This is a genomic window from Cupriavidus sp. SZY C1, from assembly GCF_032190535.1.
Lineage (GTDB): Bacteria > Pseudomonadota > Gammaproteobacteria > Burkholderiales > Burkholderiaceae > Cupriavidus > Cupriavidus pauculus_C.
On the sequence record NZ_JAUANU010000015.1, the window covers coordinates 92,218 to 105,161 of the forward strand.

The 12,944-nt window shown below is 68.5% G+C and carries 14 protein-coding genes; 5 read left to right on the top strand and 9 right to left on the bottom strand.

All coding sequences use genetic code 11. The features are described from left to right. Positions 1 to 37: 37 nt before the first annotated feature. Complete coding sequence (locus QTN24_RS21010) at positions 38 to 265, bottom strand: DUF3820 family protein (RefSeq protein ID WP_313839524.1); 228 nt, start codon at positions 263 to 265, stop codon at positions 38 to 40. A 199-nt stretch (positions 266 to 464) separates the two neighbouring features. Between QTN24_RS21010 and QTN24_RS21015 the strand changes: the two genes are divergently transcribed. After that, on the top strand, positions 465 to 614 hold the full coding sequence (locus QTN24_RS21015; protein WP_313839526.1) for a hypothetical protein: 150 nt from the start codon (positions 465 to 467) through the stop codon (positions 612 to 614). Here the strand turns inward: QTN24_RS21015 and QTN24_RS21020 are convergent. Next, positions 611 to 1,408 (bottom strand): NAD(P)H-dependent oxidoreductase, encoded by a 798-nt coding sequence (locus tag QTN24_RS21020; RefSeq protein ID WP_313839528.1) that lies wholly within the window; start codon positions 1,406 to 1,408, stop codon positions 611 to 613. The genes QTN24_RS21015 and QTN24_RS21020 overlap by 4 nt on opposite strands. A gap of 126 nt (positions 1,409 to 1,534) precedes the next feature. Here QTN24_RS21020 and QTN24_RS21025 point away from each other — a divergent pair, with 126 nt between their 5' ends. Further along, positions 1,535 to 2,431 carry a LysR family transcriptional regulator gene (locus QTN24_RS21025; protein ID WP_313839530.1) on the top strand — a complete coding sequence of 299 codons (897 nt, stop codon included), beginning with the start codon at positions 1,535 to 1,537 and terminating at the stop codon, positions 2,429 to 2,431. A gap of 28 nt (positions 2,432 to 2,459) precedes the next feature. Here QTN24_RS21025 and QTN24_RS21030 read toward each other — a convergent pair whose 3' ends face one another. After that, entirely contained in the window at positions 2,460 to 2,996 is a 537-nt protein-coding gene (locus tag QTN24_RS21030; protein ID WP_313839532.1) for a hypothetical protein, read from the bottom strand. Positions 2,997 to 3,390: 394 nt separating this feature from the next. Between QTN24_RS21030 and QTN24_RS21035 the strand changes: the two genes are divergently transcribed. Next, the gene (locus QTN24_RS21035; protein WP_124685443.1) at positions 3,391 to 4,635 is read left to right on the top strand and encodes an MFS transporter; all 1,245 of its coding nucleotides are present in this window, start codon (positions 3,391 to 3,393) and stop codon (positions 4,633 to 4,635) included. Here QTN24_RS21035 and QTN24_RS21040 read toward each other — a convergent pair. Together QTN24_RS21040 and QTN24_RS21045 are read right to left on the bottom strand one after the other, a co-directional pair. Continuing rightward, the gene (locus QTN24_RS21040; protein ID WP_124685442.1) at positions 4,619 to 5,722 is read right to left on the bottom strand and encodes a putative zinc-binding metallopeptidase; all 1,104 of its coding nucleotides are present in this window, start codon (positions 5,720 to 5,722) and stop codon (positions 4,619 to 4,621) included. The two genes, QTN24_RS21035 and QTN24_RS21040, sit on opposite strands and share 17 nt — an antisense overlap. Before the next feature lie 102 nt (positions 5,723 to 5,824). Further along, positions 5,825 to 6,547: a DUF2076 domain-containing protein gene (locus QTN24_RS21045; protein ID WP_313839535.1), complete on the bottom strand. Its 723-nt coding sequence runs from the start codon at positions 6,545 to 6,547 to the stop codon at positions 5,825 to 5,827. Between the two features lie 151 nt (positions 6,548 to 6,698). Between QTN24_RS21045 and pip the strand changes: the two genes are divergently transcribed. Together pip and QTN24_RS21055 are read left to right on the top strand one after the other, a co-directional pair. Continuing rightward, on the top strand, positions 6,699 to 7,661 hold the full coding sequence (gene pip, locus QTN24_RS21050) for a prolyl aminopeptidase (protein WP_313839537.1): 963 nt from the start codon (positions 6,699 to 6,701) through the stop codon (positions 7,659 to 7,661). A 182-nt stretch (positions 7,662 to 7,843) separates the two neighbouring features. Next, positions 7,844 to 8,053: a hypothetical protein gene (locus QTN24_RS21055; RefSeq protein WP_124685439.1), complete on the top strand. Its 210-nt coding sequence runs from the start codon at positions 7,844 to 7,846 to the stop codon at positions 8,051 to 8,053. A 15-nt stretch (positions 8,054 to 8,068) separates the two neighbouring features. On the opposite strand, the gene QTN24_RS21060 is transcribed toward QTN24_RS21055, so the two are convergent. The 4 genes from QTN24_RS21060 to QTN24_RS21075 form a co-directional block, all read right to left on the bottom strand. Beyond that, positions 8,069 to 10,483 (bottom strand): DUF3772 domain-containing protein, encoded by a 2,415-nt coding sequence (locus QTN24_RS21060; protein WP_313839540.1) that lies wholly within the window; start codon positions 10,481 to 10,483, stop codon positions 8,069 to 8,071. Between the two features lie 339 nt (positions 10,484 to 10,822). Next, a complete protein-coding gene (locus QTN24_RS21065; RefSeq protein WP_313839541.1) occupies positions 10,823 to 11,296 on the bottom strand; it encodes a pilin in 474 nt (157 codons plus the stop codon). Between the two features lie 238 nt (positions 11,297 to 11,534). Further along, positions 11,535 to 11,852 carry a YnfA family protein gene (locus QTN24_RS21070; RefSeq protein WP_124685436.1) on the bottom strand — a complete coding sequence of 106 codons (318 nt, stop codon included), beginning with the start codon at positions 11,850 to 11,852 and terminating at the stop codon, positions 11,535 to 11,537. 66 nt (positions 11,853 to 11,918) lie between these two features. After that, positions 11,919 to 12,860: a LysR substrate-binding domain-containing protein gene (locus QTN24_RS21075; protein ID WP_124685435.1), complete on the bottom strand. Its 942-nt coding sequence runs from the start codon at positions 12,858 to 12,860 to the stop codon at positions 11,919 to 11,921. Between the last annotated feature and the right edge of the window lie 84 nt (positions 12,861 to 12,944).

A 12,944-nucleotide genomic window follows, 5' to 3' on the forward strand; every position in this document is an offset into this window, starting at 1 on the left:
CCGTCGCAAACGCCGCACAGGCAAGCCCCCGGACCGCTCAGAGGCCGGGGGCTTTTTCACGCAGGGGGAGCAGGTGCTTCAGGCCGTTGTGGTCGAGTTCGTGCATCAGCGCCAGCAACCGGCCGATTTCGCCGGGCGGAAACCCCTCGCGTGCAAACCAGTTCAGGTAGTTGCCGGGCAGGTCGGCGATGACCGTGCCCTTGTGCTTGCCGAACGGCATCTCGCGGGTCACGAGCAGGCGCAGCGCGTCGTGGTCTGCCAGCATGGCGGAGGCTCCGGATCCAGGGAGCCGGCATTGTAGCGCCGCCCATCCGCCGGCACGCCGCGGCGGCCGGGACACAGGCCGCCCGCGAGGCGCGCACGCCACAGGCGCCCTGGGCGCGCCGCCTCGGCGGCGGGGCGCGGGAAACTTACCGGCCGCCCCGGCCGTCGAAGCCGGATTCACCACAATCCGGGCCCACCCCATGCGCGTCCTTTGCAGCATCTTTGGCATCCTTCTTCTTGCGGCACTGGCGCAGGGCTGTACCACGGTCTCCGAGACCGGCGAGCGGCAGTCCAGCGTTACCGCCTACGGCACCGTCGATGCCGGTGTCAGCGTGACGCGCGACCGCTAGGCGCCCGGCGCGCCCGATGCCAGGTGCGCCGCGTAGCCGGTCTGGTCCGGCGCGATGTCGGCCCGCAGCGTCAACGTCGGAATCTCGTAGGCGCCGCCGTTCTGTGGACGGAAGGGTAGCGGCGCGGCCGTGAACAGGTCGTCCAGCCGCTGGCCCAGCGCCTCGGTGGTGGCCGCAAAGCGCGCCGCGTCCATCTTGCCGGCGCGATAGACCACGAACGGCGGCACCACGTCGAAGCCGGGGTAGTACAGGATGCCGTGATGGATCGGGAACAGGATGTCGTCCATCGGCCCGTTGATGCCGCGCGCGCTGTAGTGCGATGCCCAGCCGCCGGTCGTCACCACCAGCATCGCCCGCTTGCCTGCCAGGTTGCCCTCGCCATACCGGTCGCCCCAGCGCGCGTCCGAATGCTCGCCCACGCCGTAGGCAAAGCCGTACGCATAGACGCGCTCGACCCAGCCCTTGAGGATGGCAGGCATCGAGAACCACCAGAGCGGAAACTGCAGGATCACGGCATCGGCCCAGCGCAGTTTTTCCTGCTCGGCCGCGATGTCGGGGCTCTGCAGCCCGTTGGCGAACGCGAACTGCGAGTCGAGCGAGGGGTGGAACGGCGCGTCGCCGGGCCGCCGGGCCAGCGCGTCGCCGGCATCGAGCGGCGCCTTCCATTGCATCGCGTAGAGGTCGGACACCTGCACGCGGTGGCCGGCGTCCTGCAGCCGCTGCACGGCGAAATCACGGAGCGACCCGTTCAGCGACGTCGGTTCGGGATGGGCGTAGACGATCAGTACGTTCATGGCTGCCTCCTGCAAGGCGAATCGATGGGGATGGCTGCAGGATAGGGACGGCCAACGTATATGGGAAATGAATAGTCGGGATAGCAGGTATTATCGAAGCCTATGCCAGGCCCCCTCGATACCGCCATGATCAACCTGCGTCGGCTCGACCTGAACCTGCTGGTCACCCTGGATGTGCTGCTCTCCGAGCACAACGTCACGCGTGCGGCCCAGCGCCTGCACTATTCCCAGCCTTCGGTCAGCGTGCATCTGGCCCGCCTGCGCGAGATCTTCGACGATCCGCTGCTGCTGCCGGGCCCGCGCGGCATGCGGCCCACGGCGCGCGCCGAATCGCTGCGCGAGCCGTTGCGCGAGGCGCTGGCCGCGCTGGAGCGCGCGGTGTCGCCCGAGCAGCCGTTCGACCCCGGCGCGGCCACGCACACCTGGCGCATCGCCGCCAGCGACCACAGCGAATTGACCGTGCTGCTGCCCGCGTTGGCCACGCTGCGTCAGGCGGCGCCCGGCACGCGCGTGGCCGTGGTGGAGATGGTGCCGCCCCGGCTGGCGCGGCAGGCGGAGCAGGGCGACATCGACCTGGCCTTCCACACGACCGAAGGCGCGCCGGCCGCGCTGCATCGCCAGTCGCTGTTCACCGAGCGCTACGTGCTGGTGGGCCGCGTGGGCCATCCGCGCCTGAAACGCAAGCCCACGGCCGCGCAGTTCTGCGCGCTGGAGCACGTGATCGTGTCGCCCGATGGCGGCGGCTTCCTTGGTGTCACCGACGAGGCGCTGGCCGCCGTGGGGCTGTCGCGTCGCGTGGTGCTGTCGGTCCCGCATTTCCTGTATGTGGCGTCGGTCGTGGCCAGCACCGACCTCGTGGCCATGCTGCCGGCCCGGCTGGTGCGCGACAACGCCGCGCTGCAGGCGGTGGACGCGCCCGTGGACGTGCCCGGCTACGAGATGTCGATGCTCTGGCACGAGCGCGCGCACCGCGATCCCGCGCACCGCTGGCTGCGCGAGCAGATCGCGGCGGCGGTGGCGTAGCGCGCGCGGCGCGGGCCGCCTTCGTCAACTAGTTGCAGACGATGCCCGGCACCGGCTTGCCCGAGTTGGTGAAGCCGCGGCAACTGTCGCCCGCCATCAGCGGCGCATCGCCCGACTGCTGCGGGGCCATGCGCAGCTTGCCGGCCACGGTGCAGCAGCTTTGCGGCACGCTGACCTGCTGCTGCGCGCCCTGGGCCTGGTGTTGCGGCGACATCTGCGCCGGCGGCGGCGATGCCGGCTGCGGCGCGGGTTGCGGCTGCACCTGCGACGGCGGCGATTGTGGCGATACGGGCGACGGTGCCGGCGATGCCTGCGGCGCAGGCTTGGGCGAGAGCCGGATCGTCGGCAGCGGCTTGGAGGCCGGGGCCGACGAACCAGACGAGGTGGACGACGACCCCGTGGCGGCCGGGCTGTCTGTGCCGTCGGCATCGGCGGCCATGCATACGCCCTGGTTGCATATGCGGTCGCCCTTGCATTGCATGTCGTGCTGGCAACCCTGCCCGAAGGCGGGGACGGTCCAGGCCAGGCCAATGGCCGATAAAAGCAGTGCATTCCGCAGGGACATATCCCCTCCCACACGACGATACGCGCGGCATCCGGCACCGTGCTTCGTGGGCTCGATGCCCGGGCGCCGCATGTCTTCAGCATAGGGCGGCCATCGCGGCGCCCGCAATGCTCGTTGTGCCCTATCCCACAGTGCCAGGGGCCCCAGTGGATACCTGCGGATACAGTACCCGCGCGCAGGGGCTTTGCGGCGCGCCCGGCAGCGTCCGCCGTTTTGGCCCACAATAGCGCCCTCGCGCGTAGGCGTGCCGCCCCGGCGGCACTGCGTGGTACTACGCAGCCGAACGCAACGCATCGCCGCAACCGGAGCACGCTGGAGCCCCCGAGGCAGGACGCAAGATCCCGCTCGCCAGTGCGCGGCGCCGCCATGAAAAATATTGCCTGCTTCTCGCCTCATGACCGCTCCTTCCGGAAATTTTGACAACCTTCCCGATCTGCCAGGCTCGTCCACGGCCGACGCGCCGCGCGACCGTGCCGCCGACCGCCGCGCGCTGCTGGCGCTGGGCGTCGGCAGCTTTGGCATCGGCACCGGCGAATTCGTGATCATGGGCCTGCTGCCCGACGCGGCCCGCGACCTCGCCATCACCATCCCCGAAGCCGGCCACCTGATCAGCGCCTACGCGCTGGGCGTGGTGATCGGCGCCCCGCTGCTGGCCGTGCTGGGCGCGCGCTGGCCGCGCCGCAACCTGCTGATCGCGCTGATGGCGTGGTTTGCCATTGGCAACGTAGCCAGCGCGCTGGCGCCGGACTACCTGTCGATGCTGGCGCTGCGCCTGCTGACCGGCTTTCCGCATGGCACCTACTTTGGCGTGGCGGCGCTGGTCGCGGCCAGCCTGGTGGCGCGGGAACGCCGCGCGCAGGCGGTGGGGCTGGTCATGCTCGGGCTGACCGTGGCGACGCTGGTGGGCGTGCCGATCGCGGCCGGCATCGGCGCGTGGCTGGGCTGGCGCGCCGCGTTCATGATTGTTGGCGCCATCGGCGCGCTGACGGTGCTGCTGGTCTGGCGCTGGGTGCCGTTCGTGCCGGCCGATCGCCACGCCAGCCCGCTGCGCGAGCTGTCCGCGCTGGCGCGCAAGCAGGTGTGGCTGACGCTGGGCATCGGCGCGATCGGGTTTGGCGGCATGTTTGCCGTGTTCAGCTACGTCAAGCCGACGATGCTGGAGGTGGCGCACCTGCCGGCCAGCGGCATTCCGGTCGTGCTGGCGCTGTTCGGCGTGGGCATGGTGGCGGGCAACCTGGCTGGCGCCAAGCTGGCCGATCGCGCGCTGATGCCGACGGTCGGCGGCGTGCTGGTCTGGTCGGCGCTGGTGCTCGGCGCGTTCGTCTTCACGGCGCACCACGCGTGGCTGGCGTCGCTGAACGTGATGCTGGTGGGCACGGCCGTGGCACTGGGGCCGCCGCTGCAGATCCGCCTGATGGACGTGGCCGGCGACGCGCAGACGCTGGCTGCCGCGCTGAACCACTCGGCCTTCAACCTGGCCAACGCGCTGGGCGCGTGGCTGGGTGGCGTGACCATCGCCGCCGGCATGGGCTGGACGTCGACGGGCTGGGTTGGCGCGCTACTGGCGCTGGGCGGCCTGGCGGTGTTTGCGTGGTCGCTGGCCAGCGCGCCGCGCCGCGACGTCACGGTGCCGGCGTAGCGCCGGCCGCCAGCCGGTGGGCCGCGTGCTCGCGCGCCGCGGCGTCGATCACGCGGTGCACGAATTCGAGCTTGGCGACCACCGTCGGCGACAGCGTGAACGGGTAGCTGTCCGGCGCGCCAAGGCTGCGGTTCAGGCTGTTCAGCACGTAGGTCAGCGGAAACCAGCGGTTCATCAGGCTGCGGAAGCTGGCGTCCTCCACCGGCGTCTGGTCGGTCAGCGTCGGCTCCTGGGGGCTGTCGGGCTTGAGCACGAGCCCGCAGGACACGGCCGTGTCGAGCGTATCGACCATGTGCAGGTAGTGCGCCCAGGTCTCGGCCCAGTCTTCCCACGGATGCATCGTCGCGTAGGCGCTGATGTACGACGCCTGCCAGTCGGGCGGCGCGCCCTGTTCATAGTGGCGCTTGAGCGCCTGGCCGTAGTCGGCGCGTTCGTCGCCGAACAGCTTGCGGAATGGCTCCAGCCGCCGCGTGTCGGCAATCAGCAGGTTGAAGTAGAAGTGCCCCACTTCGTGCCGGAAGTGGCCGAGCAGCGTGCGGTACGCCTCGCCCATCTTGTTGCGCGTCTGCTCGCGGTGCGTGTCGTCGGCCTCGGCGATGTTGATCGTGATGCGGCCGTTGTCGTGGCCGGTCATCGCGCGCGAGTGGGGGCCGGCATCGGCCAGGAAGTCGAACTGCAGGCCGCCCTGCGGATCGTCGCCGCGCGAGATCACCGGCAGGCCCAGCGCCAGCAGCGTATAGAGCAGCCGCCGCTTGGCAGATTCCAGCCGGTACCAGTACAGCCGGTTGCCGGGCACGTCGAGGTTGGGGATCGTGTGCGTGAGCTGGCAGGCGTCGCACAGGGGGCTGGCGTCGCCGGCCGGCACCATCCAGTTGCAGACCGCCTCGGCGCGGTAGTTGTGGCAGCGGCGGAACATCTGGTCCGGGGCGTCCGGATGCAGGCTGCGCCAGCCGCTGTCGTCGTCGCCCTCGAACGCGGCAATCTGCGAGATGGCCGGGAGGAAGCCCAGCACCGCCTGGCAGCGCTCGCAGGCGACGTTTTCGAAGAACACCAGGTTGCCGCAGCGGTTGCAGTGGAAGGTCTTCATGGCGCCGGCCGGGGGCTGGGCAGATTGGGCACGATGGGCTGATCGTGCCCCGGCGCGGGCGCCCGTGCAACCGGGCGCCGTCCTACAACCGCGGGGTGGGGGTCAGAAGAACGACGAGTCGTCGTCCTGGCCGGCATCGACGTAGTCGTCTAGCCCGTTGTCGAGGTTGCCGTTATCGGCCAGCAGCGCGTTGTCCCGCTGGCCGCCCGAACCCGCGTCATCGCCGTAGAAGTTGTTGACGACGGTCTCCGAGCCAGAACTTGACCCCGAACCCGAACCCGACCCCGTCTGGTTGCCGAAGAAGCCGCCGCCGTTGCCGTGGTGGAACAGGTTCTCGATGCCCTGGAACAGCATCGCGCCGCCGGCCACGCCGGCCGCCGTGGTGGCGATGGTGCCCAGCGTGCTGCCGAATCCGCCACCCAGGAAGCCGGGGCGGGCCGCCTGCGCCGGCTGCTGTGCCATCGGCGCCTGGCCCGGCGCGGCCTGGTAGCCGGCCGGCGGGTACTGCGGCGCCGGCTGGTAGGCCGGGGGCTGCGGCGCGCGGCCGGCGCTGTGGCCCCAGGCGTTGTCGTTGTCGACAAAGCTCCGGCCTGCGCCGCCCTGGGCGGCCTGCAACTGGTTCTGCAGCGTCACGATCTGCGCCTGGGCGTTCTGCAGCGCGCGGTCCAGCAGCATCGACCGCTGCACCAGCAGGTAGGCGGCGTCGGGCTGGCGGGCCGCGGCGTCGGCGATCATCGCGGCGGCCTGCGGGTCCTTGTTGTCCACGCGCGCCTGGGTCAGTTGGGTCAGGAAGGCTTCCAGGGCCTGCACGTCTTGGGGAGTCATGGCATCACCTCTTGCGGTTCGGTTGCGTCGTTGCGGTACGGCTCCAATCTAGGGCCGAAGACTTAAACGAGACTTAAGGCGAAACTTAGCGGCAATCGGCCCGCGCCGGGGCTACACTTTTGTTTCGAATGATCTCGCCACGCAACATTTCATGTCCGCACTGCGCACCCTCTACCCCGACATCGAACCCTACGAGACCGGCACGCTCGACGTGGGCGACGGCCATGTGCTGTACTTCGAGCGCGTGGGCACGCGCGGCGCCAAGCCGGCCGTGTTCCTGCACGGCGGCCCGGGTGGCGGCATCTCGCCCGACCACCGGCGCCTGTTCGACCCCGCCCGCTACGACGTGCTGCTGTTCGACCAGCGCGGCTGCGGCAAGTCCACGCCGCACGCGTCGCTGGAGGCCAACACCACCTGGCACCTTGTCGACGACATCGAGCGGCTGCGACAGTTGATCGGCGTGGAACAGTGGCTGGTATTCGGCGGCTCGTGGGGCTCCACGCTGGCGCTGGCCTATGCCCAGACCCACCCGCGCCGCGTGAGCGAACTGGTGCTGCGCGGCGTGTACACGGTGTCGCAGGCGGAGCTGGACTGGTACTACCAGTTCGGCGTCTCGGAAATGTTCCCGGACAAGTGGGCGCGCTTCCAGGCCCCGGTGCCCGAGGCCGAGCGCGGCGACATGATGGCCGCCTACCGCCGGCTGCTGACCGGCGACGACCGTGAGAAACAGCTTGCGGCGGCCCGCGCCTGGAGCGTCTGGGAAGGCGAGACCATCACGCTGCTGCCGAACCCAGACAACAGCGCCAAGCACGACGAAGGCCATTTCGCGCTGGCCTTCGCCCGCATCGAGAACCACTACTTCACGCACCGTGGCTGGCTGGAAGATGGCCAGCTGATCCGCGACGCCCACAAGCTGGCCGGCATCCCCGGCGTGATCGTGCACGGCCGCTACGACATGCCGTGCCCGGTGCGCTACGCCTACGCGCTGCACCAGGCCTGGCCCGACGCCGACTTTCACCTGATCGAGGGCGCCGGCCACGCCTGGACCGAGCCCGGCATCATGGACCAGCTACTGGCCGCCACGGACCGCTTCGCCACACAGCCGAACGGCTGATGCCGGGCGGGCGGGGCGGCCGGTCGAGGAAATCGTCTATCGGCCGGAAAGCCCGTGGCGACCGCACGATCGTGCGCCTATACTGACTTTCTGTTGCGCTGCAGCAATGTCTGCTTTTGCATCTTTTGCGAAAAGGGCGGGCGTCGCTGTTGCGGTGTCCGAAGTCAGAGTTGGAGAGCACCATGGTTCCTTGCGAACTCTGCAAGAACCTGCTGGGTCGTCCCGGTCATGTTCCGCCCCATCCGCGCCTGGCCAGGTCAGGCGAGACGCAAGTCCACGCCGGCCGGCAGGTCTTTGTCTACACCTGCCAGCACTGCCACCAGAAGGTCGTCCTGTCCACGCACGACGACGGCGCCGACTACTGGACCGGCCACGCGCCCGGCACGCACTAGCGCCGGGCCGCGCGCTCAGGTGCCCAGCGCGGCCGCCATGTTCTCCACCCGCAGCGTCTGCGGCTCGGACAGCGAGATATTGGCCGCCCGCAGCCGCTTGAGGATATCGAACAGCAGGTCGCTCTTGGTGCCGGCCGCGATGCGCGGGCTGGACACGTAGCCCGTTACGCTCAGCGTGATGCCATTCGGCGCCAACTGGCTGAACGTGACCGACGGCGCCGGGATGTCGAGGATGGTGTCGTTCTCGCGGTACACGTCGAGCAGCAGGTCGCGCACCGCCTCGGGGTCGGTGTTGAGCGGGAAGGTGAGCTGCAGCGTCGCCACCCCCTGCGTGCTGTTGCTCATCGTCACGTTGCGCACGTTCTGCGAGATGAGCTGCGAGTTCGGCACGATCACCGTGGAGCGGTCGCCAAGCTGGATTTCCGTCGCCCGCACGTTGATGCGGCGGATGTCGCCCTCCACGCCGGCCAGGCTGACCATGTCGCCCACCTTGACCGGGCGCTCGGTCAGCAGGATCAGGCCGGACACGAAGTTCTTGACGATTTCCTGCAGGCCAAAGCCGATACCGACCGACAGCGCGCTGACAATCCACGCCAGGTTTTCCCACGTCACGCCCAGCAGCGACAGCGTCAGCAGCACCAGCAGCACGTAGCCGACGTTGCTGAACAGCGTGATCAGCGACGCGCGCAGGCCGGGCTCCGAGCACAGCTTGGGCAGCAGTTCCGCGTCCAGCCAGCGGCGCACGGTGCGCAGCAGCCAGATGCCGACGATCAGCGCGATCACGGCGTTCAGGATGCGGTCCGGCATGATGTTCATGCTGCGCAGCTTCTCGCCGCCCAGCACGGTCAGCAGGCTGTTCAGCAGGTCTGCCGGCGTGGTGCCGAAGCCGCCGGTCAGCAGCGCCAGCACGGCCAGCAGCAACAGCACGCTGGCGCCCAGGCCGGACAGCACGGTCGACACCTGCTCCAGATGGCTGTCGCCCACCCCGAACAACTGCTTGATGATGCGCCCGCTGCGGTGGTTGGCCGAGAACAGCGCCTCGCAGACGTCGCGCGTGAGCTGGGTCAGCAGATACAGGCTGCACAGCACGATGTCGAACCAGACCAGCTCGTAGGTCAGGAATCGCGCAAAGCTGATGTAGCCGATCAGCAGCGCCACGAACGACACCGCCACGATTACCGTGACGGCGGCGTGGATCAGCCCGGCCAGCGTGGCGCGTTCCTCGGGCCGCTCGCCGGCCGCCACCAGTTCGCTGCGGACCTTGTTGGCGCGCAGCAGCGCCGCGCCAATCGTCAGCACCACCACCAGCGACACCAGCCCCCGGCCCAGCAACGTGACCTGCACCGTGGTGTCGGCCATGCGATTGAGCTGCTCCAGCGTGCCCGCCAGCAGCAGCAGGCCGGCCAGCACGGTCGGGAACGGCTTCATCGCCAGCGCCACGGGATCGGCCAGCGCGGGCAGCCGCCAGCTCGGATGCCGGGTGCACAGCAATGCACGTCCCAGGCCGGCGATCAGCGCGCTGGTCATCGTCAGCTTGGCAATCTCGTTCATCAGGTCCTGCAGCGCCGGCGCGATCTCCTCGCCGCCCGTGAACGCCGCATAGACGATGCGCACGGCGAAGGCGGTAGTGACGACCGTGGTCAGCGCCGTGGCCAGCGCCAGCGCACTGCGGCGCAGGCGGGTCTCGGGGAGCTGCGTCAGGCAGAACCACGCCAGCCCGCGTTCCAGCAGCCGCCGGCCCAGCGACCAGACGGCCAGCGCCACGGCCAGCAGGATCAGCGTCTTGCCGCGGTTGGACGGGTGCCAGGCGTCGCGGATCATCGGCCCGATGTCGTCGGTGAAGTTGCCCAGCCGTTCCTTGTCTTCGTCGGACACCTTGAACAGCGGCGTCCAGAAGGCCGGATTCAGGATGCTGTCCGAACGCAGCGCCAGTTGGTCCTTGAGCCGGCTGCGCTGAAGCTTGGCCAACTGGTCCTGCAGGTGGGCGATGTTGTCCTTGCTGTCGGCCGCCTGCTTCAGTTCGTCATCGAGCTGCGCCACGCGGGCCTTCAGCTCGGCGCGCTGCCTGACCACGGCCGGCGCTTCCTTGGTGGTACCGGCTTCGGGCGGCGGGCCCAGCAGGTCCACCTGGGCCTGCACCTGGGCGCGCTGCGGCGTCAGCGACGCGGTCAGCCTGTCGACATCCTCGTCGAGCGTCTTCAGGGCGTCGTTGAGGTCGCCAAGCTTGGTATTGCCCGACGCGCTGGATGCCTGCTGCTTCACACGATCCTGCTCGGATTGCAGGCGCTTCAGTTCGGCAACGGCTTCGGCGTGGGTCAGGACGGGGACTTGCTGCGCTTCGGCCTCGGAGGCCGGATCGGCGGCGAATGCCGGCACCTGGAGCAGTGCGGCAATGACAAGGCTCATGACGAGCCAGATGATTCTGCGCATGAGGGGGGGCGCGGTGGTTGACCGGCCCGGCAGTATAAAAGCCGCCCTTTCAGCGCCCGGTGTACAGTACGCCTTCCACTGCACAGCCTCACATGCTGTTACATAAAACGGCGCCGCGCGGCGCCACTTTGCCTACGAGTTCGCTCTGTCATCGACCGATGAAACGCTGCAAGCTTTCGTCAAGTCGCCGGACAAGGTTGTGTCGGGGGAGGAAGATGCGTCGGAGGATTTGATAAGGTATTTGAGGCGGCAGCGGTAAGGCGATTCGAACCGCCATAGACGCAAGTGGGAGAAAGAAAAGCCCCGGGGAAAGTCCGGGGCTTTTCGATCATTACTGGCTTAGGCGCGGCAGTTTGCTGGGCGCAGGTTTGCAGGCAGCGTACCGCCGGTGCAGGTCCATTGCCCATCCCACGTGGCCGCGGTGCTAAGGTCCGTAGTTGCGCCAGCCGTGCTTACCGGCGTAAAGATTACGGTCTGGCCTGCGGCTGCGGCAGCCACGGCCGTGTACGTTACGGTGATGACCCCCGTGTCCGCAATCGCGACGCTGGTAACATTCGGAGTCGCATTCGGAGCAACCCAGCCGGTGGCCGCAGTCATCGCGACCGGACCGCGGCTCTGGTAAGTCTCGGTCACAGCCGTCTTAGCCGACGAAGCCAGACCGAGACCTTCCGTGACGCGCGCTCGCTTGGTGTAATCCTGATATTGCGGAATCGCAATAGCAGCCAGGATACCGATGATCGCGACCACGATCATCAGTTCGATCAGCGTGAAACCCTTCTGGACCCGTTGGATTCCCATCCGTGCTTTTTTCATGGAATTGACCCCTTTGATTAATTTGGAAACAGCAGTTGCTGTCGGGTGCATAGAGAGCAACAGGTGTGCCAGCCCTGAAACCGGCCAGAATTCGTAGAAATGTGAGAATTCTTGTCACCTGTAACCAGATGTATCTGTCAAAAGTTGTCACCCCACTCTGGGAGGGAGCGACTTAAGAAACACCTGGTGACGGTTTTTGTCAGCGGGAGGTGGCGATTAAACCGCCTTCGGCGCCCATTTAACGCGGCTGAAAGACGATCACGGCCATGCCGGCGACGGCGATTGTGACACCTGTCACATCCCAGACCGTTGGCCGCAGGCCGTCGACGAGCCAGAGCCAGCCGATGGCCACTGCTATATAGATACCGCCGTAGGCGGCGTAGACCCGGCCGGAGGCGTCCGGGTGCAGCGTCAGCAGCCAGGCAAAGACGGCCAGCGAGATGGCGCCGGGAATCAGCAGCCAGGGGCTGCCGTGCTGCCGCAGCCAGAGGTAGGGCAGGTAGCAGCCGAGGATTTCGGCCAGCGCGGTCAGCAGGTAGAGGGCGATGGTTTTCATAGGGTTGTGGCTTCTATCAAGCGGCGTCTGGCATTGGGTGCGCAAACCGGAAGCAGGCAGGCGCCATCAACTGACCGCCCGCTGCAGCGCCGCCACCAGCGGCAGCACCAGTTCATTGGCTTCCGACTCCCGGCGCCACATCACGCCCACGGGCGGCAGGTCCCAGCTCAGCGAGAACGGTAGTGCGGCGGCGTCGCCCAGTTCGATCAGTTCGGCGGCCACGGCGCGCGGCACGATGGTGATGGCGTCGGGCTGGCTGCGCAGCAGCGTGGCCATCGGCTTGACCGAGTAGGTCTCCACAATCGGCAGCGGCGGCGCCACGCCGGCCACCGCGAACATCGTATTGATCGTGCGGCGCACCGGGGTGTGCGGCGGCGGCAGTATCCAGTCGAGTTCGGCCAGCCGCTTCCAGTCCAGCCCGCCGCGCGCCAGCCGCGCCTTGGCCCGCGACGGTACCACGAGCACCGGCTCTTCGCGGTAGAGCGGTTGCTGGGCGATGTCCTCGCCGGCCAGGTAGAACGACCGGGCGATGGCGCAGTCGAGTTCGTGCTGCCGCAGCGCGCCCACCAGTTCGTCGGTGGTCCCCTCGCGCACCAGCACGGTCAGGCGCGGCGACTGGTCCAGCGCATAGGCCAGCGCCGCGTCCAGCACCGCCCGCGCCGTGTACGGAATCACGCCCAGCCGCAGCCGGCCGCGCTTGCCGGCCTCGATCACGGCCAGCTGGCGGCCCAGCGCCTCGGCGTCGGCCATTGTCATCCGGGCGTGGGTCAGCACGGCCGCGCCCGTGGCGGTGGGCTCCAGCCCGTTGCGCGTGCGCGTAAACAGCGGCGTCATGAAGATGTCCTCGATCTCGCGCAGTGCCTTGGTCACCGCCGGCTGGGACAGATTCAGCTCGGCCGCCACGCGAGACACCGAGCGCTGGCGCTCCAGCGCCAGCAGCAGCGGCAAATGACGCAGGCGCAGGCGAGACACGATCTGGTGCAGCAGCTTGTCGGTGGCAATCGGCATGGGAAAGGCAGGTCCGGGGCAGGTATAACCGGATGGTAATACAACGATAAGAAATTCGATGTTGGCAGTTATCCCGGCTGCCTA

Bases quoted from the DNA above. Each gene is read 5' to 3' on its own strand.
- QTN24_RS21040 (WP_124685442.1), bottom strand. From the start codon at position 5,722: ATGAAGACCTTCCACTGCAACCGCTGCGGCAACCTGGTGTTCTTCGAA.
- QTN24_RS21055 (WP_124685439.1), top strand. From the start codon at position 7,844: ATGGTTCCTTGCGAACTCTGCAAGAACCTGCTGGGTCGTCCCGGTCAT.
- QTN24_RS21015 (WP_313839526.1), top strand. From the start codon at position 465: ATGCGCGTCCTTTGCAGCATCTTTGGCATCCTTCTTCTTGCGGCACTG.
- QTN24_RS21075 (WP_124685435.1), bottom strand. From the start codon at position 12,860: ATGCCGATTGCCACCGACAAGCTGCTGCACCAGATCGTGTCTCGCCTG.
- QTN24_RS21020 (WP_313839528.1), bottom strand. From the start codon at position 1,408: ATGAACGTACTGATCGTCTACGCCCATCCCGAACCGACGTCGCTGAAC.
- QTN24_RS21060 (WP_313839540.1), bottom strand. From the start codon at position 10,483: ATGCGCAGAATCATCTGGCTCGTCATGAGCCTTGTCATTGCCGCACTG.
- QTN24_RS21045 (WP_313839535.1), bottom strand. From the start codon at position 6,547: ATGACTCCCCAAGACGTGCAGGCCCTGGAAGCCTTCCTGACCCAACTG.
- QTN24_RS21025 (WP_313839530.1), top strand. From the start codon at position 1,535: ATGATCAACCTGCGTCGGCTCGACCTGAACCTGCTGGTCACCCTGGAT.
- QTN24_RS21035 (WP_124685443.1), top strand. From the start codon at position 3,391: ATGACCGCTCCTTCCGGAAATTTTGACAACCTTCCCGATCTGCCAGGC.
- QTN24_RS21065 (WP_313839541.1), bottom strand. From the start codon at position 11,296: ATGAAAAAAGCACGGATGGGAATCCAACGGGTCCAGAAGGGTTTCACG.
- QTN24_RS21030 (WP_313839532.1), bottom strand. From the start codon at position 2,996: ATGTCCCTGCGGAATGCACTGCTTTTATCGGCCATTGGCCTGGCCTGG.
- QTN24_RS21010 (WP_313839524.1), bottom strand. From the start codon at position 265: ATGCTGGCAGACCACGACGCGCTGCGCCTGCTCGTGACCCGCGAGATG.
- QTN24_RS21070 (WP_124685436.1), bottom strand. From the start codon at position 11,852: ATGAAAACCATCGCCCTCTACCTGCTGACCGCGCTGGCCGAAATCCTC.
- pip (WP_313839537.1), top strand. From the start codon at position 6,699: ATGTCCGCACTGCGCACCCTCTACCCCGACATCGAACCCTACGAGACC.